23 protein-coding genes and 1 pseudogene are annotated in these 25289 nt (G+C 67.4%); 16 read left to right on the top strand and 8 right to left on the bottom strand.

What is annotated here, in order from left to right:
* Positions 1–15 precede the first annotated feature (15 nt).
* The 5 genes from lepB to recO are packed head-to-tail and all read left to right on the top strand — an operon-like array spanning position 16 to position 3547.
* Complete coding sequence (lepB, locus tag ACZK3J_RS16795) at positions 16–810, top strand: signal peptidase I (protein WP_032129848.1); 795 nt, start codon at positions 16–18, stop codon at positions 808–810.
* A 52-nt stretch (positions 811–862) separates the two neighbouring features.
* Entirely contained in the window at positions 863–1246 is a 384-nt protein-coding gene (locus ACZK3J_RS16790; protein WP_010482821.1) for a DUF4845 domain-containing protein, read from the top strand.
* Positions 1236–1916: a ribonuclease III gene (gene rnc, locus ACZK3J_RS16785; RefSeq protein ID WP_134951986.1), complete on the top strand. Its 681-nt coding sequence runs from the start codon at positions 1236–1238 to the stop codon at positions 1914–1916. The genes ACZK3J_RS16790 and rnc overlap by 11 nt, the downstream gene beginning before the upstream one ends.
* On the top strand, positions 1913–2809 hold the full coding sequence (gene era, locus ACZK3J_RS16780; protein ID WP_010482823.1) for a GTPase Era: 897 nt from the start codon (positions 1913–1915) through the stop codon (positions 2807–2809). Before rnc ends, era begins: the two co-directional genes overlap by 4 nt.
* A gap of 18 nt (positions 2810–2827) precedes the next feature.
* On the top strand, positions 2828–3547 hold the full coding sequence (gene recO / locus ACZK3J_RS16775; RefSeq protein WP_032129846.1) for a DNA repair protein RecO: 720 nt from the start codon (positions 2828–2830) through the stop codon (positions 3545–3547).
* A 553-nt stretch (positions 3548–4100) separates the two neighbouring features.
* Here the strand turns inward: recO and ACZK3J_RS16770 are convergent.
* Positions 4101–4829 carry a response regulator gene (locus ACZK3J_RS16770; RefSeq protein ID WP_032129364.1) on the bottom strand — a complete coding sequence of 243 codons (729 nt, stop codon included), beginning with the start codon at positions 4827–4829 and terminating at the stop codon, positions 4101–4103.
* Positions 4830–4956: 127 nt separating this feature from the next.
* On the opposite strand from ACZK3J_RS16770, the gene rlmD reads away from it, so the two are divergent.
* The 9 genes from rlmD (at position 4957) to ACZK3J_RS16725 (ending at position 12290) form a co-directional block, all read left to right on the top strand.
* On the top strand, positions 4957–6291 hold the full coding sequence (gene rlmD, locus ACZK3J_RS16765) for a 23S rRNA (uracil(1939)-C(5))-methyltransferase RlmD (RefSeq protein ID WP_414578205.1): 1335 nt from the start codon (positions 4957–4959) through the stop codon (positions 6289–6291).
* Between the two features lie 34 nt (positions 6292–6325).
* Positions 6326–6811 (top strand): CYTH domain-containing protein, encoded by a 486-nt coding sequence (locus ACZK3J_RS16760; protein ID WP_049461630.1) that lies wholly within the window; start codon positions 6326–6328, stop codon positions 6809–6811.
* A 113-nt stretch (positions 6812–6924) separates the two neighbouring features.
* Positions 6925–7620: a DsbA family oxidoreductase gene (locus ACZK3J_RS16755; protein WP_049398295.1), complete on the top strand. Its 696-nt coding sequence runs from the start codon at positions 6925–6927 to the stop codon at positions 7618–7620.
* A gap of 163 nt (positions 7621–7783) precedes the next feature.
* Positions 7784–8791 carry a beta-N-acetylhexosaminidase gene (nagZ, locus tag ACZK3J_RS16750; protein WP_032129343.1) on the top strand — a complete coding sequence of 336 codons (1008 nt, stop codon included), beginning with the start codon at positions 7784–7786 and terminating at the stop codon, positions 8789–8791.
* Entirely contained in the window at positions 8791–9345 is a 555-nt protein-coding gene (locus ACZK3J_RS16745; protein ID WP_005410592.1) for a hypoxanthine-guanine phosphoribosyltransferase, read from the top strand. The genes nagZ and ACZK3J_RS16745 overlap by 1 nt, the downstream gene beginning before the upstream one ends.
* An 82-nt stretch (positions 9346–9427) precedes the next feature.
* A complete protein-coding gene (locus ACZK3J_RS16740; RefSeq protein ID WP_010482830.1) occupies positions 9428–10174 on the top strand; it encodes an S-methyl-5'-thioinosine phosphorylase in 747 nt (248 codons plus the stop codon).
* Between the two features lie 88 nt (positions 10175–10262).
* Positions 10263–10469, top strand: a complete 207-nt coding sequence (locus ACZK3J_RS16735) for a cold-shock protein (RefSeq protein ID WP_005410590.1) — start codon at positions 10263–10265, stop codon at positions 10467–10469.
* A 102-nt stretch (positions 10470–10571) separates the two neighbouring features.
* On the top strand, positions 10572–11840 hold the full coding sequence (locus ACZK3J_RS16730; protein WP_032129344.1) for an FAD-dependent oxidoreductase: 1269 nt from the start codon (positions 10572–10574) through the stop codon (positions 11838–11840).
* A 180-nt stretch (positions 11841–12020) separates the two neighbouring features.
* The gene (locus ACZK3J_RS16725; protein WP_478476084.1) at positions 12021–12290 is read left to right on the top strand and encodes a hypothetical protein; all 270 of its coding nucleotides are present in this window, start codon (positions 12021–12023) and stop codon (positions 12288–12290) included.
* A gap of 1 nt (position 12291) precedes the next feature.
* Here ACZK3J_RS16725 and pdeM read toward each other — a convergent pair whose 3' ends face one another.
* The 4 genes and pseudogenes from pdeM to ACZK3J_RS16705 all read right to left on the bottom strand — a co-directional run bounded on the left by pdeM (position 12292) and on the right by ACZK3J_RS16705 (position 17980).
* The gene (gene pdeM / locus ACZK3J_RS16720; protein ID WP_032129346.1) at positions 12292–12933 is read right to left on the bottom strand and encodes a ligase-associated DNA damage response endonuclease PdeM; all 642 of its coding nucleotides are present in this window, start codon (positions 12931–12933) and stop codon (positions 12292–12294) included.
* Positions 12923–15382 carry a ligase-associated DNA damage response DEXH box helicase gene (locus ACZK3J_RS16715; RefSeq protein WP_478476083.1) on the bottom strand — a complete coding sequence of 820 codons (2460 nt, stop codon included), beginning with the start codon at positions 15380–15382 and terminating at the stop codon, positions 12923–12925. The genes pdeM and ACZK3J_RS16715 overlap by 11 nt, the downstream gene beginning before the upstream one ends.
* Positions 15379–16985: pseudogene (locus ACZK3J_RS16710) on the bottom strand (ATP-dependent DNA ligase). The gene ACZK3J_RS16715 and the pseudogene ACZK3J_RS16710 overlap by 4 nt, the downstream one beginning before the upstream one ends.
* Positions 16982–17980 (bottom strand): ligase-associated DNA damage response exonuclease, encoded by a 999-nt coding sequence (locus tag ACZK3J_RS16705; protein ID WP_049461635.1) that lies wholly within the window; start codon positions 17978–17980, stop codon positions 16982–16984. The pseudogene ACZK3J_RS16710 and the gene ACZK3J_RS16705 overlap by 4 nt, the downstream one beginning before the upstream one ends.
* A gap of 113 nt (positions 17981–18093) precedes the next feature.
* Here ACZK3J_RS16705 and ACZK3J_RS16700 point away from each other — a divergent pair, with 113 nt between their 5' ends.
* On the top strand, positions 18094–19731 hold the full coding sequence (locus ACZK3J_RS16700; protein WP_478476082.1) for an acyl-CoA dehydrogenase family protein: 1638 nt from the start codon (positions 18094–18096) through the stop codon (positions 19729–19731).
* Between the two features lie 282 nt (positions 19732–20013).
* Here ACZK3J_RS16700 and ACZK3J_RS16695 read toward each other — a convergent pair whose 3' ends face one another.
* The 3 genes from ACZK3J_RS16695 to ACZK3J_RS16685 form a co-directional block, all read right to left on the bottom strand.
* Positions 20014–20424, bottom strand: a complete 411-nt coding sequence (locus ACZK3J_RS16695; RefSeq protein WP_014647982.1) for a hypothetical protein — start codon at positions 20422–20424, stop codon at positions 20014–20016.
* Between the two features lie 156 nt (positions 20425–20580).
* On the bottom strand, positions 20581–20922 hold the full coding sequence (locus tag ACZK3J_RS16690; RefSeq protein ID WP_004153024.1) for a hypothetical protein: 342 nt from the start codon (positions 20920–20922) through the stop codon (positions 20581–20583).
* Positions 20923–21046: 124 nt separating this feature from the next.
* Entirely contained in the window at positions 21047–22222 is a 1176-nt protein-coding gene (locus ACZK3J_RS16685; protein ID WP_010482849.1) for a thiolase family protein, read from the bottom strand.
* 183 nt (positions 22223–22405) lie between these two features.
* Here ACZK3J_RS16685 and ACZK3J_RS16680 point away from each other — a divergent pair, with 183 nt between their 5' ends.
* Entirely contained in the window at positions 22406–25246 is a 2841-nt protein-coding gene (locus ACZK3J_RS16680; RefSeq protein WP_478476081.1) for a S8 family serine peptidase, read from the top strand.
* Positions 25247–25289 lie beyond the last annotated feature (43 nt).

The following is a 25289-nucleotide window of genomic DNA, read 5'->3' as shown; positions in this document are numbered from 1 at the left end:
TGCAAAGGACCCTGAATGAAACTGTTTGAGATCCTCCTGGTCGTGCTGACCCTGGCCTCGGGCCTGATCCTGCTCGCGGACAAGCTGTACCTCGCCAAGCGTCGCGCCCAGCGCGCGGGCCTGCTCGATTCCGAGCCGGTGCTGGTGGACTACTCGCGTGCGTTCTTCCCGGTGCTGGCGATCGTGCTGATCGTGCGCAGCTTCATTGCCGAGCCGTACAAGATCCCGTCCAGCTCGATGATGCCGAACCTGCTGATCGGCGATTTCATCCTGGTCAACAAGTTCTCCTACGGCCTGCGCCTGCCGATCAGCAACACCAAGTTCGTGCCGGTGGGTGAGCCCTCGCGTGGTGACGTGGTGGTGTTCCACTTCCCCGGCCATGGCGAGAACGATCCGGCCAAGGGCGAGAACTTCATCAAGCGCGTGATCGGCGTGCCGGGTGACACCGTGGTCTTCGAAGGCGATGGCGTGATCCTCAACGGCGAGCCGCTGAAGTACGACAACAAGGGGATCTACGCCGGCCACAAGGGCCAGGGCGAGGGCGCCAACCTGCTGGTCGAGCACCTGCCGGGCCGCACCCACACGGTGCTGGAGACCGACTATCCGCGTGGCCAGGGCCAGTGGACCGTGCCGGCCGGCAAGTACCTGGTGATGGGCGACAACCGCGACAACAGCGATGATGGCCGTTTCTGGGGCCTGCTGCCGGAAGAGAACCTGCGTGGCAAGGCGTTCCTGATCTGGCTGAACTGCCAGGGCTGGTTCTGCAAGGATGGCTTCGAGCCGTCGCGGATCGGCTCGAGCATCAACTGAGCGGGCACCAACTGAGTATTTTCACATCCAACGCGTATCTGGGGAGAACGCAATGAAGACGATGAACACGCAGCGTGGCATGACCCTGACCTCGTTCCTGACGGTCCTGATCGTGGTTGGCTTCTTCCTCTACATCGGCATGAAGCTGTTCCCGATGTACCAGGAGTACTACGCGGTGCGCTCGGCGATGAAGAGCCTGGCCAACGAGCCGGGCGTGGGCAGCATGGAGCCGGCGCGCATCCAGGACCTGTTCTTCAAGCGCCTGTACATCAACTATTCGGACAACGTGAAGCCGGCCAACGTGAAGTTCGACCGTCGCGACAATGGCTGGACCCTCAAGGTCAACTACGAAGTGCGCCGTCAGCTGATCGGCAACCTCGATGTGGTTGGCAAATTCGATTCTTCCCAGGACCTGACACGAAGCGGTGCCCAGTAAATTCATCCAACGTGGCGACCTGATCGGTCATGCCTTCAGCGACCCGACCCTGCTCAAGCAGGCGCTGACGCATCGCAGTGCCGGTGCGCCGCACAACGAGCGCCTGGAGTTCCTCGGCGACAGCATCGTCAACATGATGGCGGCCGAGGCGTTGTACCGACGCTGGCCCAAGGCTGACGAAGGCGCGATGACCCGTGCCCGTGCCGAGCTGGTGCGTGAAGGCGCGCTGGCGGTGATCGGGCGCACCCTGGAACTGGGCGAGCGGCTGACCCTGGGCCCCGGCGAAATGAAGTCCGGTGGTCATCGCCGCGACTCGATCCTGGCCGACGCGGTGGAAGCCGTGGTGGCCGCGATCTACCTGGATGCCGGCTTCGAGGCCTGCCGGGCGGTGGTACTGCCCTGGTTCAGCGCTTCGATCGAGGCACTGCCGGCTTCCGGTCGGCCCGAGAAGGACCCCAAGACCCGCCTGCAGGAATGGCTGCAGGCCCGACAGAAGGCGTTGCCGCAGTATGAACTGGTGTCAGAATCCGGTGACGACCACGCCAAGCACTTCCGGGTACGCTGCAACGTAGCCGACCCGGCCGCCAGCACCGAGGGCGAAGGCGCCTCGCGGCGGCTTGCCGAACAACAGGCGGCTGCAGCCGTCCTAGAACAACTGGATTCCAAGTGAGCGAACAAACTTCCCATCATTGCGGCAGCGTGGCCGTCATCGGCCGCCCGAACGTGGGCAAATCGACCCTGACCAATGCCCTGGTCGGGGCCAAGGTCAGCATCGTTTCCAACCGCCCGCAGACCACGCGCCATCGCCTGCTGGGCATCGCCACCTATCCGGAAGGCCAGCTGGTGCTGGTCGACACCCCCGGCCTGCACAAGGTGCAGAAGCGGGCGATGAACCGGGTGATGAACCGCGCCGCGCGCGGTTCGCTGGAAGGCGTCGATGCCGGCCTGCTGGTGATCGAAGCTGGTCGCTGGGACGAGGAAGACAGCCTGGCCTTCAATGTTCTGCGCGACGCCGGTATCCCGGTGGTGCTGGTGGTCAACAAGATCGACCGGCTGAAGGACAAGGGCGCGTTGCTGCCGTTCCTGCAGGAAGTCACGGCCGGCCGCGATTTCTCGTCGGTGCATCCGATCTCGGCGCAGAAGCGCAACGGCCTGGAGGCACTGGTACGCGACGTACTGGCGCTGCTGCCGGAAGCGCCGCCGATGTTCGGCGAAGACGAGATCACCGACCGCAGCCAGCGCTTCCTGGCCGGCGAACTGGTACGTGAACAGCTGATGCGCCAGCTCGGCGAAGAGCTGCCGTATGCCACCACCGTGGAAATCGAGCGCTTCACCGAAGATGGCAACCTGCTGCGCATCGGTGCGGTGATCTGGGTCGAGCGCGAGGGCCAGAAGGCGATCGTGATCGGCAAGGGTGGTACCCGCCTGAAGGAGATCGGGGCCAAGTCCCGCCTGCAGATGGAGCGCCTGTTCGGTGCCAAGGTGTTCCTGGAGACCTGGGTGCGCGTGCGTGAAGGCTGGTCCGACGACGAGGCCGCACTGAAGGCCTTCGGTTACGAGTAAGCCGTTGCAGTCGCTTCGATGATGATCGAGGACGACACCGGCTTCGTGCTGCATGCACGGGCCTATCGCGAGACCAGCCTGCTGGTCGAAGTGCTGAGCGCGCAGCATGGCCGGATCGGCCTGCTCGCGCGTGGCGTATCCACCGCCAAGGGACAGGTGCTGCGCGCGGCCCTGCAGCCGCTGCAGTGGATCCGCTTCAGTGCCCAGCAGCGGGGCGAATTGGCCCAGCTGCGGGGTGCCGAGGCACTGGATGCTGCCCCGCGCCTGGTCGGCCAGGCGATGCTGGCCGGCTTCTATCTGAGTGAATTGACCCTGCGCCTGGCCCCGCGCCAGGACCCGCTGCCGGAGTTGTACCTGGCCTACGGCGAGGCACGCGCGCGGCTGGCCGTGGGCGCCGGCCTGGCCTGGACCCTGCGCCGGTTTGAGCGCGAGCTGCTGTCTGCGCTGGGCCTGGGTTTCGATCTGGACAGCGCCAGCGACGGCCAGCCGATCGACCCGGCCGCGCGCTACGAACTGGACCCACAGGAAGGCGCGCAGCGCCTGCTCAGTGAGCGCGGTGGGGAACGCCGGGCGGCCGCGACGGGTTCTGCGCTGCTGGCGCTGGCCGCCGATGAAGAGCCCGATGCCGCCGACCTGGCCAGCCTGCGCCTGCCGATGCGGCGGGTGCTGGCCCATCACCTCGGGCCACGCGGCCTGAAGTCCTGGGAAATGCTCGAGCAGCTCGCGCCTCGCAGGTAGGGGGTGTTCGGCAGGGCTTGCAGCCCTGCACCTGCCGAGGCCAAAGCAACAGCAACAACAGCATGCATTCCGTGGGATGGCGGGGTGGGTCCGGTTGCGGGGGGGGGGGCGCCGTAAACCCGTCCATGGGGGCTTGGCCGCGGCATCCATGCCGCGGACACTCCCGCAACCGGACCCACCTCGCCTTGGACAGTTTCTCGCGAGCTGTCGGAATGGCACTCTGCTCTGGTGGGTGTCGACCTTGGTCGACACAGTAGAGCCACGCCCTGCGTGGATGCGTTTCGATTTCAATTCGAAATATTTGATTCCGATTGAGATTCATCCGCGCAGGGCGTGGATCTACTGGCCACAGGCCAACTGTCGAAGGCGGGGCACTGTGGGTTTGCGGGGTGTGAGCCGCATGGATGCGGCGACCAAGGCTACATGGACGTACTTGCGCCGTCCCCGCAAACCCACAGTGCCCCGCCATCTCACGGAATGCTGCTTTGGCCTTTGACGTTGCCACTGCCTGAAGGCTTCAGCAGGTGCAGGGCGCAGCCCTGCCGACCAACCCTCAATGCAGCAGGGCCGCCACCGCGTCGCGGAACCCCGCCTGGGCCTGCCCGGACTCCGGCGCATGATGCAACTGGCGCACCGCCCGGCCCAACCGCGCCGCGCCCACGAAGCCACAGCTCGCCTGAAGCCGATGCAACTGGCTGCGCAGCTGGCGCTCGTCATGCTGGTCCACCGCCTGCTCGACCGCATCGCGTACGCCTGGCAGCTCGGCCAGGAACAGCTCGCGCAGCGCGATCAGGTGGTTGCGCTGGCCATTAAGCGCGGCCAGTGCCGCAGTCTCGTCCCAGTCCTGTACCTGCAGCTCGACCGCGGCCGGCGCCTGGGCCATGACGATCCCGGCCGGACTGTTGACCAGGGCGCGGCGCACCGCCTTCAGCAGCTGGTCGCGGCCCAGCGGCTTGACCAGCGTGTCGCTGAAACCGGCCTCGCGCAGGCGCGCATGGATCGAGGTATCACCGTCGGCGGTATGCGCCAACGCCGGGGTGTCGGGATGTGAACGTCGCAGTTCGCGCAGCAGCTGCGCGCCGTTGCCGTCAGGCAGGTTGACGTCGATCAGCCACAGGTCATGCGCGCCGGGCTCGGCGCTGGCCAGGGCACTGGCCAATGAGTCTGCGGTGTCCACGTCCGCCGGTAACGTTTCCAACGCCGCCTTGAAAAAACCGCGGCTGATGATGTCGTCCTCGACAAGCAGGAAGCGGGGCCGGCTGGCCCGCGGGGTCATCTGCATCAGGGCTGCCTCCATGTCAGCTGTTGCAATCATCAAGCACAGCGGCGGCGGGCGCAAGCGGGTCCGGACCCTGCCGGTCAGGATCTGCGACAATACGCCCCCATTTTTGCCCGCAGCCTGTTGCCACGTGGCCCGATCCCGCTCCCGCATCGACCGTACCCCGTTCCAGACCGAGATCCTCGACCTCAGCCATGATGGTCGCGGTGTCGCCCGCCGTGAAGGCGAGGGCGGCAAGGTCACCTTCGTCAGCGGCGCCCTGCCGGGTGAGGTGGTCATGGCCGAACAGACCGCCCGCAGCCGCCATTTCGACGAAGCGCGTACGGTGGAAGTGCTGCAGGCCTCGCCGCAGCGCGTCACCCCGAAGTGCCCGCACTTCGGCACCTGCGCCGGCTGCGTGCTGCAGCACCTGGACGAAGACCAGCAGATTGTCGCCAAGCAGCGCGTGCTGATGGACAACCTGGAGCGCATCGGCCACGTGAAGCCGGGCACCGTGCTGGCGCCGCTGGTCGGCGAGAGCTGGGGCTACCGGCGCAAGGGCCGCTTCTCGGTGCGCCGGGTCGAAAAGAAGGACAAGACCCTGGTCGGCTTCCGTGAACAGGATCCGCGATTCGTCGCCGACCTCAGCCAGTGCCTGACCGTGATCCCGGAAATCGGCACCAAGGTCGAGGCGCTTTCCAGCTTCATCGAATCGCTCGATGGCAAGCGCGATATCCCGCAGATCGAATTCATTGCCGGCGACCAGGCCGTGGTCCTGACCGTGCGTCACCTGCAGCCGCTCAGCGATGCCGACCGCGTGGCCTGGGCCGCCTTCGGCCAGCAGCATGGCTTCGTGATCTACCTGCAGTCCGGTGGCGTGGATACCGTGCAGCCGCTGGACGGGCAGGGCGTGCCGCTGTCGTTCCGGCTGGCGCCGTGGGACGTGGAACTGGCGTTCCGCCCGCTGGACTTCATCCAGGTCAACGCCAAGCTCAACGAAAAGATGATCGCCCACGCCCTGGACCTGCTTGAGCCGGGCGAGGACGAACGCGTGCTTGACCTGTTCTGCGGCCTGGGCAACTTCACCCTGCCGCTGGCGCGCCGCGTGCGCGAGGTGGTGGGTGTGGAGGGCGATGCCGGCCTGGTCGCGCGTGCCCGTGAGAATGCCGTGCGCAACGGCCTGGCCAACGCCCAGTTCTTCAGCGCCGACCTGACCCAGGACCAGCGCAGCACGCCGTGGATGCGCCAGGGCTTCGACAAGCTGCTGCTGGACCCGCCGCGCTCGGGTGCGATCGAAGTGCTGCAGCAGCTGCCGCTGAAGCAGTTCAAGCGCATTGTCTACGTCAGCTGCCACCCGGGCTCGCTGGCGCGCGATGCCGGCTATCTGGTCAACGAACAGGGCTTCACCCTGGTCAGCGCCGGTGCCATGGACATGTTCCCGCACACCGCGCACGTGGAAAGCATCGCGGTGTTCGAGAAGCGCTGAGCGGCTGTCATCACCCATGGCGCATAATCGCGCCATGGGCATTGAAATCGAACGCAAATTCCTGGTCATCAACGATGGCTGGCGATCCGCTGCGCACCGGGTGATCCCCATGGCGCAGGGCTACATCAACGACATGGGCGCGCTGGATCGCGGTACCCAGAACGCCTCGGTGCGCGTGCGTATCGAGGGCGACCATGCTGCGCTGAACCTGAAGTCGCGCACCATCGGCCACACCCGGCAGGAATTCGATTACCCGATTCCGGTGGAGGACGCGCGCGCGCTGCTGGCGCTGTGCGTGGGTGGCCTGATCGACAAGCGCCGCCATCTGGTCGAGCACGCCGGCCTGACCTGGGAAGTGGACGAGTTCCTCGGCGACAACGCCGGCCTGGTGGTGGCCGAGGTGGAACTGGACAGCGCCGACCGGGCCATCGAGCTGCCGGACTGGGCCGGCGCGGAAGTCACCGACGACGCCCGCTACTACAACGTCGCGCTCGCCAGTCATCCCTATTCACAGTGGTGAAACCCTGAAAAGGGGACGGAGGGGATTAAGTCGTCTTTACCCCGCCTGTGCGGAAAGCGACTTAATCCCCTCCGTCCCCTTTTTTCGGCGGGGGCGGGCCCCATGTCGGGGGGATGAGAATCGACATCTACTCCGACGTGGTCTGCCCCTGGTGCTGGATCGGCAAGCATCGTTTCCAGCAGGGCGTGCAGTTGCTGGGCGCCAACGCGCCTGAACTCGATATCCACTGGCAGCCGTTCCAGCTCGACCCGGATGCTGACGCCACCCCGGTGCCGCTGCGCGAGGCTTATGTGCGCAAGTTCGGCGGCGTTGAGCGTACCGAACAGATCCTCGGCCAGACCCAGACCACCGCGCGGGCCGAGGGCCTGCCGATGGACTTCAGCCAGGGCCAGGTGCGGGTGACCACGCTGCCGGCGCACCGGGTGTTGTGGCTGGCGGGCGAGCACGGCGTGCAGGATGCGGTGGGCGAAGCACTGTTCCGCGCCCACTTCGAGCACGGTCAGAACCTGGCGGACCCCTCGGTGCTGATCAAGGCGGGCGCGGCAGGCGGCCTCGACGCGGGTGAAATCACGCAGATGCTGGCCTCCGACCGCGGCTTGGCCGAGGTCGAAGCCAAGCTGGCGCAGGCTCATGCATTGGGCGTTTCTTCGGTGCCGACCTTCGTCATCGATGGGAAGTGGGCCATTTCCGGGGCGCAGCCCCCCGAGGCCTTCGCCAACGCCCTGCGCCAGATCGCCGCCGAGCAGGGCGCGCCTGCGGCCCCGGCTGACGGCGACGAGGCCTGCGGCCCGGACGGCTGCAAGGTCTGACCGGATCCGAAAAGGGGACGGAGGGAATTAAGACGTATCCAGCCCGTAGGGGTCGATTGCGGCTTAATCCCCTCCGTCCCCTTTTTCTGACCACTGCGCCTGTCGGCCGGTTCTGCGACAATGCGGCACTGCGCCATGCGGGCGCGCGTTGTGGAGATCGACCATGCTGCTGATCGGCGTTGCCGGCACCGAACTGACCGCCCAGGAACGTGACTGGCTGCAGCACGATGCCGTGGCCGGAGTGGTGCTGTTCAAGCGCAACTTCGCCTCGCGCCAGCAGGTGACCGATCTGAGCGCGGCGATCCGCGCTGCCGCGCCGCGCCCGCAGCTGATCTGCGTGGACCAGGAAGGTGGCCGCGTGCAGCGTTTCCGCGAGGGCTACAGCGAGTTGCCGCCACTGCAGGACATCGGGGCGATGTACGCCACCGACCCGCAGCAGGCGCTGGCCCTGGCCGAGCAGCACGCTTGGCTGATGGCCAGCGAAGTGCGCGCCAGCGGCCTGGACCTGAGCTTCGCGCCGGTGGTCGATCTGGGCCGTGGCAACCGCGCCATCGGCAACCGCGCCTTCAGTGAAGATCCGCAGGTGGTGGCCGCGTTCACCGCCGCCTACGTGCGCGGCATGCATGCGGTCGGCATGGCCGCCACGCTCAAGCATTTCCCCGGCCACGGCACCGTGCTGGAAGATACCCACGTGGATACCGCGATCGACCCGCGCGCGCTGGACGAGCTGCGCGCCCAGGATCTGGTCCCGTTCCAGGCCGGCATCGCCGCCGGTGCCGACGCGGTGATGATGGCGCACGTGATCTATCCGCAGGTGGCACCGGAACCGGCCGGCTATTCGCCGCGCTGGATCCAGGACATCCTGCGCGGCGAGCTCGGGTTCCGCGGCGTGGTGTTCTCCGATGACATCGGCATGGCTGCCTCGCACAGTGCCGGCGGCGTGCCGGCGCGCGTGCACGCGCATCTGGATGCCGGCTGCGACGTGGTGCTGGTCTGCCACCCGGAACTGGTCGATGAAGCCCTGCACGCGGTGCAGGGACGCTCCCTCAATACTGCTGCGCTGCTGGGCCTGCTGGGCCGCGGCGCGCTCGGCTGGGACGGCCTGCTGGCCGATGCCCGCCATGGCGACACCCAATCCCGTCTGCTTGAAACCCTTGGAAGAACCGTCTGATGCCCAACCTCACCATTTCCCAGGCCCTGGCCCAGGCTGACCTGCTGGTCGACCGCCCCACCATCGACAAGGCCATCGCTGGTATCGCCGACGCCATCGCGCGCGATTACAAGGGCGAGGTGCCGCTGTTCCTGTCCATCATGCACGGTGCGCTGCCGTTCGCCGGCCAGCTGGCGCTGGAACTGGGCGCGCGCGGCCAGGACGTGCAGTTCGATTACCTGCACGCCACCCGTTACCGCGGTGAAACCACCGGCGGCGACCTGGTCTGGAAGCACAAGCCGGCCACCTCGCTGTTCGGTCGCCGCGTGCTGCTGGTCGACGATATCCTCGACGAGGGTTACACCCTGCAGGGCGTGCGCACCTGGTGCCTGGAACAAGGCGCGACCGACGTGCGCATCGCCGCGATGACGGTGAAGAAGCACGACCGCGCGCTGCCGGACGTGACTGCCGACTACGCCGGCATCGAACTGCCGGACCGTTACGTGTTCGGCTTCGGCATGGACGTCAACGAAACCCTGCGCTGCGTGCCGGCCATCTACGCGATGAAGGAATAACGGCGCAGCCGCCCGCGGCGCGTCTTCTTCTGCCGCCGGCATCCTCGGGTGCCGGCGTTCGTCTTTTCATGGAGTGCTTCGAATGCAACAGATCGCCCTGGCCGTGATCGGCGGTACCGGTGTCTATAACCTGGCCAAGCTTGACGACGTGCAGACCCACGAGGTCGACACCCGCTTCGGCCGTCCGTCGGGCCCGGTGCGCGTTGGTACGCTGCTCGGCCATCGCGTGGCGTTCCTGGCGCGGCATGGCGAAGGCCATTCGCTGCCGCCGCACAAGATCAACTACCGCGCCAACCTGGCCGCGCTGCAGCAGCTGGGCGCGCAGCGCGTGCTGGCGTTGAACACGGTGGGGGGCATCACCGAACACTTTGGTCCGCGCGTGCTGGCCTGCCCGGACCAGATCATCGACTACACCTGGGGCCGCATCAGCACGATCTGTGAGGAAGAAGGCACCGACGTGGTCCACGTTGATTTCGGCCACCCGTACACGCCAATGCTGCGCAGCAAGATCCTGGCTGCGGCCAAAGTGACCGGCGTCACGGTCCATGACGGTGGCTGCTACGGCGCAACACAGGGCCCGCGCCTGGAAACCATCGCTGAAATCGCCCGTATGCGCCGCGACGGCTGCGATCTGGTGGGCATGACCGGCATGCCGGAAGCCGCGCTGGCACGCGAGCTGGGGCTGGATTACGCCTGCCTGGCGATCATCGCCAACTGGGCTGCCGGCTGTGGTGATGGCGAGGAGATCACGATGGCCGAAGTGCTGGCCAACGTGCAGGCGGCCGGCAACGGACTTCCGGAACTGGTGGGCGAATTGGCACGGGGGTGATTGTCTTCCCCGAGCAAGCTTTGCATACTCAGCTTGTGCGCGGGTTCAGCGTACACCACCCATTCATTGCATAAGGTCTCGCATCACCATGCCGAACGGTACCGTCAAGTGGTTCAACGACGCCAAGGGATTTGGCTTCATCTCGCCGGAGGATGGCAGCGCCGACGTGTTCGCGCACTTCTCCGCCATCAACTCCAAGGGCTTCCGCAGCCTGCAGGAAGGCCAGCGTGTCACCTATGACGTGACCCAGGGCCCGAAGGGTGCCCAGGCTTCGAACATCACGCCGGCCGAGTGATCCACTCGACAGTGCGTTGAAAACCCCGCTTCGGCGGGGTTTTTTTTGCGCGGATTGCCCGCGACCCGCTCGCGATCCACCCGCCTCGGGCACAATGCGGCCATGACGGAACGACTGCGCATCGCCGTGATCGGCTACGGCACCGCTGGACAGGCAGTGTCCATCCTGCTCACCCGTGACGGCCACGAGGTGGAGATCTTCGAACGCGTGCCCACGCCGGGGCCGGTGGGTGCCGGTTTCCTGCTGCAGCCCAGCGGCCTGCAGGTACTGTGGCAGATGGGCCTGCTTGATTCCGTGCGCGCACATGCCGCGCCGGTGCACCGCCTGTATGGCGACACGCCGTGCGAGCGCGCGGTGATGGACATGCGCTACGAGGGACTGGATGCGCGCCTGCACGGCCTGGGCATGCAGCGCGGGGCCTTGTTCTCGCTGTTGGACGAGGCGCGCGCAGGCGAGGGCCAGCTGCATGCCGGTACCACCATTACCGAGGTGGATGCCGAACACGGCCGTCTGCGCGACAGCGACGGGCGCACGCATGGCCCGTTCGACCTGGTAGTGGTCGCCGATGGCGCCGCGTCGACGCTGCGCGGCACGATCGCCGGCGGTGCCGGGCTGGACCGCGTGTATCCGTGGGGGGCGCTGTGGTGCCTGCTGCCGGCCGAGGACTGGCCGCACGTGCAGGAGCTGCGGCAGCGTTACGTGGCCGCGCGCAAGATGATCGGACTGCTGCCGGTCGGCACGCGCCCCGGTGATGACACGCCGCGCCTGAGTTTCTTCTGGAGCCTGCCACGCGCTGACTTCGAACGCTGGCAGGCCGATGGCATGACGCCCTGGCTGGATGAACTGCATGCACTGTGGCCGCAGGCCAGTGCGCGCTTCGCCCATCTGCGTGATGCCGGCCAGTTGGCGCGCGCGGTCTACCGTGATGCGGTGATGACGCGCTGGCACCACGGCCGCATGGTGCTGGCCGGTGATGCCGCGCATGCGATGAGCCCGCAGCTGGGGCAGGGCGTGAACATGGCGCTGTTGGACGCGCTGGCGCTGCGCGATGCGGTGCGCACCTACGGCGGCAGCACGGTCGCGCTGCAGGCCTACCAGGCGCAACGCAGGGCACACGTTGCGGTGTACCAGCGCTGGAGTCGTTGGCTGACGCCGCTGTTCCAGTCCGACCGCGACGCCTGGGCGAAGGCGCGTGACGTGCTGCTGGGCCCGATGGGGCGCCTGCCCGGTGGCCGTGGCCACATGCTGCGCGTGCTCAGTGGCACCCAGCACGGCTGGTTCGGTGCACTTGCACTGGATCCGGCGTTCGTCGACGCACTGGCCACTGCAGCGGAAATGCCTCGAATCAACGCGATTTCGGCCAATGCGTGAAGCGCGTCGTCACCTGAATTAACGGTTGCCTCACCGCCGATATGCGAGAAGTAGGTTGCACGCGATTGCGCGTCGCCCGTTTTCCTTTCCGTGATCAACATCGCGCGTGGCCCGGGCGGCGCTGCCGTTGCGGCCTGTTGCGGCCCGGACGTGCCGCCTGTTGTTGAAGAGGAGGACGCCATGTTGTTCGCGGTCGAGGAGCTGGAATCGGAAATCTGCAAGCTGCGCGGATTGCTGCAGATGCTGCACGAGGACCAGCCCGACGTACTGGAGGACGTGTTCGAGTTCCATGTCGGCAGCCTGATCAGTCATGCATCAGCGGAGCACCACGCGCGCATCCGCACCTGCGCGCAGGAAATGCTGGCGGCGATCCAGGCGTTGCCGCGACGACGTGAGGGTGACAAGCCTGATTTCCAGTTGATGCCGCAGCTGGGCATTCGTCCGGCCTGATTCAAGCCACCGGCAGTTGCACCAGGCCGTTTTCCACGCAGGCGACCCTTTGCTCGCCGCGGGCGGGCACGGGCACGATGCCGGCAGTGAACGCGGAGAAGGCCGGCAGCACCGTCATCCGCTCACGCAGCCAGAACGCGGGGAAGCGCCGTCGCAATGGCGGCAAGGCGACCTGCGGATGCAGATGCCCGGCGATCACATGCAGCTCTGCATCGGGCATCGGCTCATGGCGAAGCAGGAACGGCTGCAGCCGTACTTCATCGTGGATCTGTACCTGCAACTGAGCATGCGGCAGCTGGCGGTCGTGATTGCCACGCAGGACATGCACGTCCAGCGAAGCATTGCGTTCGCGCCATGCCAGCCATTGCTGGTACCACGCAGCGCGATGCGCCGGTCCATGCAGGATGTCACCCAGAATCCACAGCTCGCGACAGGCATGCCTGTCCAGCAGCCCCTGCAGGCGTTGCAGGTCTTCGCCGGTGCCGCCGCTGGGCAATGCGATGCCGGCGCGGCGGAATACATCGGCTTTGCCCAGGTGCAGGTCGGCGATCAACAGCGCCTGCCGCGCGGGCCAGTACAGCGCACGCGCGCCAAGCAGAATCAGCGATTCGCCGGCGCGCAGCAGCGGCAGTTCATCGGCCATGGCGGCGCTCCAGCTGCTGGGCCGCGCGTTGCACGCGGGTGCGCCAGTCCTCGTTGCTGAACTGCCCGCGCAGGCGTTCGGCCCATAACGGGAAGCCCAGTGGCGTGAGTGATGTCGGGTGCTGCACCGAGAGGGACTGCATGCCGATCCTTGCCAGGACCTGCTGTAGTCCCGGCAGATCCAGGCTGTCGTGCAGCACTTCGCGTTCGGCCAATGCCAATAGCAGGTGGCCGGGGTCATGCTCGCGCAGTACGTCGTAGAGCAGGCCTGCCGAGGCCTGCAGCTGGCGCAGCGATCGCGGCATACCGCCGGGCAGGCTGGGGACCAGCAGGCCCGCTACGCGTGCGATGCCACGGAACTGGCGGCGCGCCAGCTCGCCCAGGTTCACCGCGGCACGTAGATCGTCCAGCAGCTGATCGGCGGTGAACAATGCTCGCCATTGCGCCGCATCCAGTTCGATCGCCTGCGCCGGTGCCAGCACCAGGCCATGATCGTTCACCGCGTAGCCGATGCTGTTGCGCTGCCGGCGGGTACAGCGCAGTGCCAGCAAGGCGGCCAGCGCCTCGTGCACGTGACGGCCGGCAAAAGGGTAGACGAACAGGAACTGGCCGTCGCGGCGCCGCACCTCTTCCACCAGCAGATGCTCTGGTCCGGGAAGCGTCGACAACTGCTGCTGCAGTGCCAGCAAGGGGGACAACCAGCGTGATTCGGCACTGTCGTCGGCGCCGGACAGTACCCACTCCAGCTCGCGGCCGAGCGGCATCGACAGTGGCAACTGGCCTCCCTGCCAGCGCGGCACCACACCATCACCGCGCCCTCGTGCCAGCCGCACGAAGGCGGTCATGTCGCGCAGCTGCACCAGTTCCAGCAGGCGCCCGGCGAACTGGAAACGGTCGCCGCGACGCAGGCGGCTGGCGAACTGTTCCTCCACGGCGCCCAGGCCACCACCGCGCAGGAACTGCACGCGCACGCTGCCATCGCTGCTGATGGTGCCGATCGACAGCCGATGGCGCAGTACCTGGCGGCGATCGTGCATGCGGTAGTAGCCGTCGGCATCACGCACGACCTTGTGGAAATCGGGGTACTGGGCCAGGGCCTGGCCACCCTGCACGATGAACGTCAGCACGGCCTGCCATGCGTCGTCGCCGAGAGATGCGAAGGCATGGGTACGCCGTACCTGCGCCAGCAGCGCATCGCTGTCGAAGCCACCGGCCAGGGCGCGGCTGACCGCATGCTGGGCCAGCACATCCAGCGACAGCGTCGGCGGCCTGCGCGCTTCGACCACGCCTTGGGCCAATGCACGGCGCACCGCGGCGTATTCGGCCAGCTCCAGTGCATGGCTGGGCACGCACAGGATGGAACCGCTGGCACCCGGGCGGTGACGCGCACGTCCCGCGCGTTGGCGCAGGCGGGCCACGCCCTTCGGGCTGCCCAGCTGCAGTACCTGCTCAACCTCGGGGAAGTCCACGCCGAGGTCGAGGCTGGAGGTGGCAACCACGCAGCGCAGCGCGCCCGCGCGCAGGCCATCCTCGACCTGCTGGCGCAGCGCTGGATCCAGCGAGCCGTGGTGCAGCGCAAGCGTGTCCGGGGCTTCCGGCCAGACCGCGGCCAGTGCCTGATGCCACAGTTCTGCCTGCGCACGGGTGTTGGTGAACAACAGGCTGCTGCGTGCCCGCATCAACGCGTCCAGCACCCGCGGCAGCTGCGCCAGGCCCAGATGCCCGGCCCACGGAAAACGTTCGCCGGGTTCCGGCAGCAGGCTGCGCACGCTGATCGCGCGCGGGCGCACGCCCTGCACGATCGGCGCGTCGGGCTGTCCGGGCAGCAGCACGTCGCGCGCCTCATCCAGGTTGCCCAGCGTGGCCGAAAGCCCCCACAGCTGCGCTGCAGGCGCAGCTTCGCGCAACACCGCCAGGTTCAACTGCAGCAGCACACCGCGCTTGTTGCCCATCAGCTCATGCCATTCGTCCACCACCACGCAGCGCAGCTGGCGCATGCGCGGCAACGTATCCGGATAGCTCAGCAGCAGCGCCAGTGATTCGGGCGTGGTTACCAGTACGTCGATGCGGCCTTCGCGGGCCTGGCGCCGCTCGCGGTTGCTGGCGTCACCGCTGCGCAGGCCGACACGCCATCCCAGTCCCAAGCCGTCGACGACGGCCTGGAGCGCGCGTGCGGTATCACTGGCCAACGCGCGCAAGGGCGTTACCCACAGCACCTGCAATGGGCGCACCGCACTGGCGCGGCGGGGCGAGGGCGGTGGATCGATAAGCGCCTGCAGCAACGGCCCGCCGAACATCGCCAGTGTCTTGCCGCTGCCCGTGGGCGTATGCAGCAACCCGGATTCGCCGGCCAGGTAGTGGCGCCACATCGCGCGCTGGAAGGGCAGTGAGCGCCAGCCGCGTGCCGCGAACCAGTCTTCCAGCCGGCGCAGTGCCTGGCTGCGGGTCATCGCGCCAGCGCCTGCAGGCTGGCCAGCTGATCGGCCTCGCTGGCAGGCTTGTCGTGGCGCCAGCGCAGGATGCGCGGAAAGCGCACGGCGATCCCTGATTTGTGCCGGCTGCTGCGGTTGACCGCTTCGAAACCCAGCTCGAACACCTGTTCGGCGCGTACGCTGCGCACCGGCCCGAAACGCTCGCGGGTGTTGGCGCGGATCCAGCGGTCAAGCGCGAGGATCTCCTTGTCGTCCAAGCCCGAATACGCCTTGGCCACCGGCACCAGCGTGTCGCCGTCCCAGACGCCGAAGGTGTAGTCGGTGTACAGCGTGCTGCGCCGCCCATGGCCAGCCTGTGCGTACAGGAGCACCGCATCGATGGTGAGCGGATCGACCTTCCATTTCCACCAGTCACCGCGGCGTCGCCCAGCCAGGTAGGGCGAGCCGCGTCGTTTCAGCATCAGCCCTTCCACGCCACGTTCGCGTGCCACATCGCGCATCGCCGCCGCCTGCGCCCAGTCGACGGCGGCAACGTCGGGCGACAGCTGGATCCGCACATCGTCCAATGCGCCGATGACCGCGGCAAGCCGCGTACGCCGTTCCTGCAACGGCAGCTCACGCAGATCCGCGCCATCGTGCTCCAGCAGGTCATAGGCGAGCACGCGTACCGGCGTGTTGCGCAGAGTCGCTGCTCCTGGCTTGCGACGCTGGATGCGGGTCTGCAGGGCGGTGAATGCGCGCGGCAGGTTGGCGGTCTCGTCCCAGGCCAGCAGCTCTCCGTCCAGCACGCAGCCCTCCGGCAACGCCATCGCGGCGTGCTCGATCTCGGGGAAGCGGCCATCCAGTCGTTCCTCGCCACGGGACCACAGCGCGACTTCGCCACGCCGGCGCAGCAGCTGCAGGCGTATGCCATCCCATTTCCATTCCAGCAGCCAGTCGTCGATCGCGCCGAGGCGTTCGGCAGGATCGCCTTCCAGAGGGGAGGCGAGGAAGAAGGGGTAGGGCTGCTGGCGGTCGGACGGCAGCTCGTCCGGTGACAGCAGTTGAGCCAGCAGCCCGGGCGAGGGGACCCACTCGCCGAGCATGCGCTGGGCGATGCGTGCGATGTCCAGGCCGGACCATTCCGCCAGTGCCTGCTGTACCAGTCGCTGCGAAACGCCAACGCGCAGGGCGCCGGTCAGCAGCTTGTTGAACACCAGGCGTTCGCTGCTGCACAGCTGCCGCCACCCGGCGACGACCGCAGCGCGGCGTACTGCCTCGGGTTGGTTGGCCACGGCCAGCAGATGCTGTTCGATCCAATCAGCCAACGGGTGGTCGGCGGCTGGCTGCGATGGATCATCCAGCAGCAGGGTCAGCGTTTCGGCCAGGTCACCCACCTGCGCATAGCTGTCTTCCACCAACCAGGGGGGAAGCCGGATTCATCAGCAATCCAGCCGCGCAGTTCGCCGCTGGCGGCGATCTTCCGGCGTGCGCCGCCCACCTTGCCACCGCTGAGCAGGTACATCGCCCATGCCGCATCGTGCGCGCGCGCCTGGCGGAAGTAGTCGACCAGGGCTGCACGCTTGTCCAGCGTAGCCGTGCTGCGGTCCAGGCGCTGGTAGAGCGCAGCGAAGGCCTTCATTCCTCGCTCCCGAAATCGGTGCGGAAGGCTTCGGCAGCCACGCCGCGTTCGCGCAGGAACGGAATCAACGCATCGGTATTGCCATGGGTAGCGATCACCCGCTGCGCGCCTGTCTGTTCGATGGTCTGCAGCAGTGCTGGCCAATCGGCGTGATCGGAAATGACGAAACCGCGATCGACATTGCGGCGCCGCCGATTGCCGCGCAGCTGCATCCAGCCGGATGCGAAGCCCAGCTGGTGGCGGCCGAAGCGGCGCGTCCACGGTGTGCCGGCGGCCGAGGGTGGTGCGAGGATCAGCTGGCCGGCGGCATCGGGCTGACGGCCCTGTTCGGCCACGGCGAGCGTCTCCAGCATCGGCACGCCGGCCTGCCGGTACACCGCGACGCCATTGGCGATGGCGCCGTGCAGCCAGGCCGGGCGATCATCCTGCGGCAGCAGCTCGGCCAGCACCCGCTGTGCCTTGCCCAATGCGTAGCACAGTAGGATCGCGGCTTCGCCACGTTGTTCGCATTCGCGGCGCCACGCCACGATCTCTGCAGCCACCGCCGGTGTGTCCGGCCAGCGGTAGATCGGCAGTGCGAACGTAGCTTCAGTGATGAAGGTATCGCAGGGCACCACTTCGAACGGTGTGCAGGTCGGATCAGGCTGTCGCTTGTAGTCGCCGGAGGCTACCCATACCTGCTGCCCGTCGTCGATGCGTACCTGTGACGAACCGAGTACGTGGCCGGCCGGATGCAGCGATACCTGCACCTGCCCCAGGCGGAACGGCACACCCTCGGCATGCGCCTGCACCGGCACGTCACCCAGGCGCCAGCGCAGGATCGGCAGGCTGCCTTCGCTGCAGTGGTACTCCCCCATGCCCGGGCGGGCATGGTCGCCGTGGCCATGGGTGATGACCGCGCGCGCTACCGGTCGCCACGGGTCGATATGGAAATCGCCGGCGGCGCAGTACAGCCCCTCCGGGCGCAGCACCACCAGATCGTCGTTGCCTGCCATGCGGTCACTGTGGCCTGCGTCTCGTGCAGAGGGTGAGAACCGGCCTGAACACGGGCTTGGCAGGCGATGCGGCACAATCGGGCCGCAGACCTCTTGCCGCCAGGATGGACCGGATGAGTGGACCCAGCTTCAGCAGCAACGCACCGTATGAAACCCATGTGGTGTTGAACCAGCCGCCGCCGTTCGCAGGGCGACAGTTGTGGACCGACGACGTGGCGCTGATGGAGGCCGTACAGCGCGAAGGCGCCGCCAGCTTCGCGCCGCGACTGGGTGTCTATGGTGCACTCGCCGGTGATGAACTGTACCGGCTGGGCTTCGATGCCAACCGTGATCGTCCGCGGCTGCGCACGCATGATGCACAGGGCCATCGCATCGACACCGTGGAGTTCCATCCGGCCTATCACCAGTTGATGGACACGGCAAAATCGAACGGTGTCGCTGGATTGTCCTGGCATGAGCCGCAGCCTGGCGCGCACGTGGCACGTGCGGTGTTGAGCTACCTGCATCACCAGGCCGAGGCGGGCACCAGCTGCCCGTTGACCATGACCCATGCGGCAGTGGCGGTACTGCATTCGCAGCCGCATCTGGCCGAGTGGGCGCGCAAGGCCGCTGCGCCGGTCTATGACCCGCGCGACGTGCCGGTGGCGGACAAGGCCGGCATCACCCTGGGCATGGGCATGACCGAGAAGCAGGGCGGCTCGGATGTCCGTGCCAACAGTACGCGCGCCGAACCGATCGATGGCGAGCGTTACCGTCTGGTCGGCCACAAGTGGTTCTTTTCCGCACCGATGTGCGATGGCTTCCTGGTGCTGGCGCAGGCGCCGGGAGGCCTGACCTGCCTGCTGATGCCGCGCCGGCTGGCCGATGGTGACCGCAATGCGTTCCGGTTGATGCGGCTGAAGGACAAGCTCGGCGATTGGGCCAACGCTTCCAGTGAGGTCGAGTTCTGCGGCGCACAGGCATGGCGCGTGGGCGAAGAGGGGCGCGGCGTGGCCACCATCATCGGCATGGTGATGATGACCCGCCTGGACTGCATGCTGGGTGCAGCGGCGGAGATGCGCATGGCGCTGGCGCAGGCGCTGCACCACGCACGTCATCGACGTACCTTCGGCAAGCTGCTGGTCGAGCACCCGCTGATGACCAACGTGCTGGCTGATCTGGCGCTGGAGTCGGAAGCGGCCACGGTGTTGGCGATGCGGATCGCGCGCGCGGTGGATCGCGCCGGTGTGGATGCCAATGAAGCCGCGATGGCGCGGTTGGGGACGGCGCTGGGCAAGTACTGGCTGTGCAAGCGCGCGCCGGCCTTCGTCAATGAAGCGCAGGAATGCCTGGGCGGTGCGGGCTACGTGGAGGAGTCGATGCTGCCGCGCCTGTACCGGCAGGCACCGTTGAATTCGATCTGGGAGGGCAGCGGCAACATCCAGTGCCTGGATGTGCTGCGTGCGCTGGCGCGCGAACCGGAGGCGATGGCGGCGCTGCGCGGTGAGCTGGCATCGGTGGCTGACCGTGATGGGCGCTATGCAGCGGCATTGCAGCGTTGGGCAGCGGCACCGCCACCGGAGGAAGCGCAGGCGCGGCTGTTCTGCGAGCGCACTGCGCTGCTGCTGCAGGCGGCGCTGTTGCTGCGTGCGCGCAGCCCGATGGCGGAGGCGTTCGTGCGTAGCAGGCTGGAAGGGGAGCACGGGCTGGCGTTCGGGACGCTGCCGGCGGGGGTGGAGCTGACGGCGATGCTGGCGCGCGCGCTGCCGTAGGAGGCGGCCAACGGCGGAGCCCCTCGTGGTGGGCGCTGATACTGATGGGTGGGCCGCGCGGGTAGGTCGCGCAGGGGGCGCTGCAAGTACGTCCATGTAAGCTCGGGCGCGCCATCCATGGCGCTTACGCCCCTGCGCAACCTACCCGCGCGTCCGTGGACACTTTCCGTACGCGTCCACCACGGAATCAACAGAAAGAGCAGAGAGCGAAAAGCAGAAAAGCCGCGGCAGTGCCGCGGCTTTTCCTGTAGCGCCGAGGCCATGCTCGGCTGCCGGTAGGGCTTAGTGCTTGGCTTCTTCCTTGGCGGCGTTGGCCTTGGCGTCATTGGCGACATCGCGAGCCTTGTCGGCGACCTTCTGTGCGGCGTTCGCAGTGGCGTCGCTGGCATGTGCGGCGGCATCGGTTGCGGCGTCCTTGGCCTTGTCGGCGGCGTTGGCGGTGGCGTCTGCAGCCTTGTCCAGCGCCTGCTGGGTATCGGCGGCGGCCTGCTCGGACGCGGCAGCGGTCTTGTCGGCGGCGTCGCGGGTGGCTTCGGCGGCCTTGTCCACGGCGTCACGGGCGGCAGCGCCTGCGCTGTCAGCAGCCTGCTGTGCGTCCTGCTTGGCCTGTTCGGCTTCCGGGCCCTTGCAGGCGGCCAGGGCCAGCAGCAGGGAGGCGGCCAGCAGGGTGGTGGTGATCGGACGAATCTTCATGGCGGTCTCCGGTACTGCAATGGATGGGGACGCCAGCCTATTCATGCCGTTGTGAAGACGGGGTCGCGATGCAGCGGCTCAGTCGCGCGCATTCGAAAAAGAAAAAGCCGCTGGGGAACCAGCGGCTTTTCCAGAACAGCGTGAAGAAAGAAGTTATTACTTCTTGGCTTCTTCAGCAGCGTCCTTGGCCTTCTCAGCGGTGCCTTCAGCAGCCTTGGCAGCGTCAGCAGCGGCGCCGGCAGCGGCGTCGGTGGCAGCAGCGCCAGCCTGGGCAGCAGCGTCAACCGAAGCGTCAGCAGCGGTGGCGGCGGTGTCAGCGGCCTGCTGGGCAGCGTCGGCGGTCTGGGCGCCAGCAGCGGCGGCCTGGTCGGCAGCAGCCTGGGCTTCGGTGGCGGCTTCGTTGGCCGAAGCAGCGGCGTCCTGGGCAGCTTCCTGCTTCGAGCAGGCGGCCAGGGCCAGAGCCAGGGACATCGCGACCAGCAGCTTGTTGATGCTCATTGTGTGAATCCTCGTCGTTAGAATTAGGCAACGCGCATGCTGCGCGCCGACAACATGATGACAAGCCAAGATTGGGTGTCAAGCGATCCCGCATTCATTTTTGCGAAATCATCGTTAAACCCATTTAAATCAATTCGATGGCGATAGCCGTTGCTTCGCCACCGCCGATGCACAGGGTGGCAATGCCGCGCTTGCCACCGCGCGTGCGCAGGGCGTTGACCAAGGTCACCACCAGGCGTGCACCGGAGGCACCGATCGGATGGCCCAGTGCGCAGGCGCCGCCATTCACGTTGAGCTTGTCGTGCGGAATGCCCAGTTCGCGCATCGGCGCCATCGCCACCACGGCGAAGGCTTCATTGATCTCGAACAGATCGACCTGGTCCAGCGACCAGCCGGTCTTGTCCAGCAGTTTGTGCAGCGCGCCGATCGGGGCGGTGGTGAACCACTCCGGTTCCTGCGAATGGGTCGCGTGGCCGACGATGCGGGCCAGCGGGGTGATGCCGCGAGCGGCTGCATCTTCCTCGGTCAGCAGGACCACTGCAGCAGCGCCGTCGGAGATGCTGGAGGAACTGGCGGCGGTGACGCTGCCGTCCTTCTTGAAGGCCGGGCGCAGGGTCGGGATCTTGGCGATGTCCGAGCGGCCCGGCTGCTCGTCGGTGGTGACCTCGACCTCGCCCTTGCGGGTGGCGACCTTCACCGCGACGATTTCATCGGCGAACGCACCGTTGGCCTGCGCCGCCTGCGCGCGCTTGACCGATTCGATGGCGTAGGCGTCCTGCTCTTCGCGGCTGAACTGGTATTTGTCCACGGCGCATTCGGCGAATTCACCCATCGCCTTGCCGTCATAAGCGTTGACCAGGCCATCGTGGGCCATGTGATCGACCGCCTGGAAGTTGCCGAAGCGGTTGCCGGTGCGCGAGTTCGGCAGCATGTGCGGCGCGTTGGACATCGATTCCATGCCGCCGGCGACAACGATGCTGGCCGAACCGGCCTTGATCAGGTCATGACCGAGCATGATGGTCTTCATGCCCGAGCCGCACACCTTGTTCAGCGTGGTGGCACCGGTCGACAGCGGGATGCCGGCAGCGATCGCCGCCTGGCGGGCGGGCGCCTGGCCGAGGTTGGCCGGCAGCACGCAGCCCATGAGGACTTCGGAAACGTCGCTGGCCGGGATGCCCGACTGTTCCAGGGCGGCAGCGATGGCGGCCGCGCCGAGGGTCGGGGTCGGCACGCCGTTGAACTGGCCGAGGAAGGAGCCGATGGCGGTGCGCTTGGCGGCGGCGATGACGATGTTGGACATGGCAATCTCGTTGATGCGTAAGCAATGTTCGGAAAGGAGACCGGGGGCCGTTGGATGTGCCCCGGTTTCCCGGCAGACTGCGTGGGGGTCGACCCAAGTATAGAGGGTCGGGGAGGGCCGCCGCTGGGCGCGGCCGCACGCCTGCCGGGATGAAGGCAGGACAACGTTCATGGGAAGGAATCGATGGAACGCACGATGATGGTGAGGTCTGCCCTGGGAACCGCGCTGGTGGTAGCGCTGACGGCCTGTGGTGGAGGTGGCGGGGGCGGCAACGTGCGCATTGATACCCCGCCACCACCGCCGCCACCGACTACCCCGCCACCGACGACGCCGCCCCCGGTCAAACCGCAGGAGCCGGCCTTCGACGTGCATCTGTCAGTCACCAATGCGCGCGCCGCACAGGCTGCCGGCCTGACCGGCCAGAACGTGCGCATCGGCATCGTCGACTCCGGCGTGCAGCGCAATGCGGTGGCGTTGAATGGCCGGGTGCTGGCCAACCTCAACTACATCGATCCGGCCAGGAACAATCTGGGTGTCGATGATGTGGTCGGCCACGGCACCGCCGTGGCCAGCCTCGCCGCCGGCGCGGCAACGGGCTCCTGGCCGGGTGGCATCGCGCCAAAGGCGCAGATCGTGTCGGCACGGATCATTGCCGACAAGCCGCCCGTCGATGACGGCAGCGGCAAGGGCAATTCCTTCAGCGGCCCGCTGGGCGTGGCGCAGGTCCACCAGGACCTGATCAGCTACAACGTGAAGGTGATGAACAATTCGTGGGGCGGCCTTTACTGGACCGACCTGCCGACCACCGCGCAGGTGGCCGCCGAATATCGCCCCTTCGTGATCAACCATGGCGGGCTGGTGGTGTTCGCCGCGGGCAATGATGGCCGCAGCGAGCCGAGCAGCCTGGCCGCACTGCCCAGCCAGCAGGGCGTGGCCGGCACGCTGCCGGCTGCCGACCTGGAGCGCGGCTGGCTGGTGGCCACCGCCGTGGATCCGTATGCGCCCGGTACGCTGGCCAGCTATGCCAATGCCTGTGGCCAGGCGGCCCGCTACTGCCTGGCGGCGCCCGGCAGCGCGGTCTACCCCGATGCCAACGGTGGCAGCTACTACTGGAACTACGGCACGTCATTCGCGGCGCCCTTGATTTCCGGTGCGGCGGCGCTGGTCTGGGAGCGCTTCCCGTACTTCAGCAACGATCTGGTGCGGCAGACCCTGCTGGGTACCGCCAAGGACATCGGTGCGCCGGGCGTGGATCCGGTGTTCGGCTACGGCCTGCTCGACATCGGTCGTGCGATCAACGGTCCGGGTCGTTTCGACTGGGGTGATGTGGTCGCCAACGTGGATCTGGCCTCGACCGGCTCGGCGTGGCGCAACGATATCGTCGGCAGCGGCGGGCTGGTCAAGCAGGGCGGGGGCACCCTGGTGCTGGCCGGCAACAACAGCTACACCGGTGCCACCCGCATCGAACGCGGCATCCTGTCGCTGCAGAACGGCGGCGTGATCCGTTCCAACGTGACCATCCTCGGCCAGTCAGATCCGGATTCGACCGGCCTGCAGTTCAATGGCGGCACGCCCCGCGTGATCGGCAATGTGGTCAACGGCAGCAGCGTATTCCTCACTACCGGCAACACCACCGGCACCATCGAGGGCAACTACACCCAGCAGGCCGGCGCACAGTTGATGATCGCACTGGGCGCCAATGCGCTGCAGGTCACCGGCAATGCCACGATCGACGGTGGCGTGCGCGTGCATGGCTTCGTTTCCGGCTACGTGCCACAGAACGGCAGCCGGCAGGACCTGATCCATGCGGCAGGCGGACTCAGCGGCACCTTCAGTACGCCGGCTACCTCCAGCGGCCTGCAGGGCCTGTCACTGCTGCAGAGCAGCTATGGCTATGACAGCAACAATGCGTGGTTGAACCTGACCCAGGTCAGCGTCACTGCAGCGGCCAGCGGGCTGGGGGCGTCCGCCCAGGCGGCAGCACAGCGCCTGGAGGGTGCATTCGCAGCGCTGGACAAAAACGCAGGCCTGCAGGGATCGGCCTTTGGTGCAGCGGCCGGTGCCCTGCAGTGGACCGGCGGTGGCCCGCAGGGCCTGGCCGCCAGCCTGCAGAGCCTGTCCGGTCAAGCGCATGCCCGCGCCGAGGCTGCCACCTTCGACAGCATCGACATGTCGCGGCGTGCGATTGCCGAGCGCTTTGATCGTGTACAGGCCGCACCGCGCCTGCGCGGGAGCTGGCAGAGCGCGCTGGGTGAGGCGGGGCAGGGCAGCTTCGCCGGCAACGCTGCCGACAGCCGGGGCTGGATGGCCGGCCAGGATCTGCCACTGGGCAGCAACGGCCTGATGGGCGTGGCGTTTGGTGAGACCCGCAGCACTGGTGGCAGCAGTTTCGGCGGTGATCGTGGGCGTGATCGCCAGGCGCAGGCACAGTTGTATGCCGGCTGGAATCTGGGACGTGGCTACGCGCTGGCCCAGGTGGGGAGCGGACAGTTCACCCGCGCGCTGGATCGTCAGCTGCTGCTCGGTGCGGGTGCCTATGGTGTCTCCGCGCGGTACGGCGGCCGTTTCAGCAGTGCCAGCGTGGAGGGCGGGTACCGGCTGGGGCGTGCGGGCGCATCGATGACGCCCTACGTCGGTGCCAGCACCACGCGTGTGGAGACCGACGCCTTCAATGAACTCGGCGGCTTTGGTTTCGGCCTGCGGGGCGATGCCAACCGCGTGCAGCGCAGCCAGATGCTGGCCGGTATCCGCGGCGAGCGCGGCTGGGGGCGTTGGACGCTGCGTGGGCATGCCGAATGGCAGCAACGGCTTGATGGTGCGGATGCGGACTGGCAGGCCAGCTTCGTCGGCGTCGATGCCTGGGCGCCGTTGGCGGGCTGGAACGCGCCGCGCGGCAGTGCGCTGATCGGTGTGGCGCTGGAATCGTGGTGGGGCCGCAATGGCCGCCTGAGCCTGGGCTTCGACCAGCGTGTTGGTGGCGAAGGTGCGCGGCAGGCCGCCTTGCGCTACAGCACCGGCTTCTGAAGGACGGCTCGCGCCGGGTCATGCCCGGCGCGACATCGGCAGG

Source organism: Stenotrophomonas sp. 86428_Sma (genome assembly GCF_056481585.1).
This window is presented reverse-complemented; position numbering and strand designations above follow the sequence as displayed.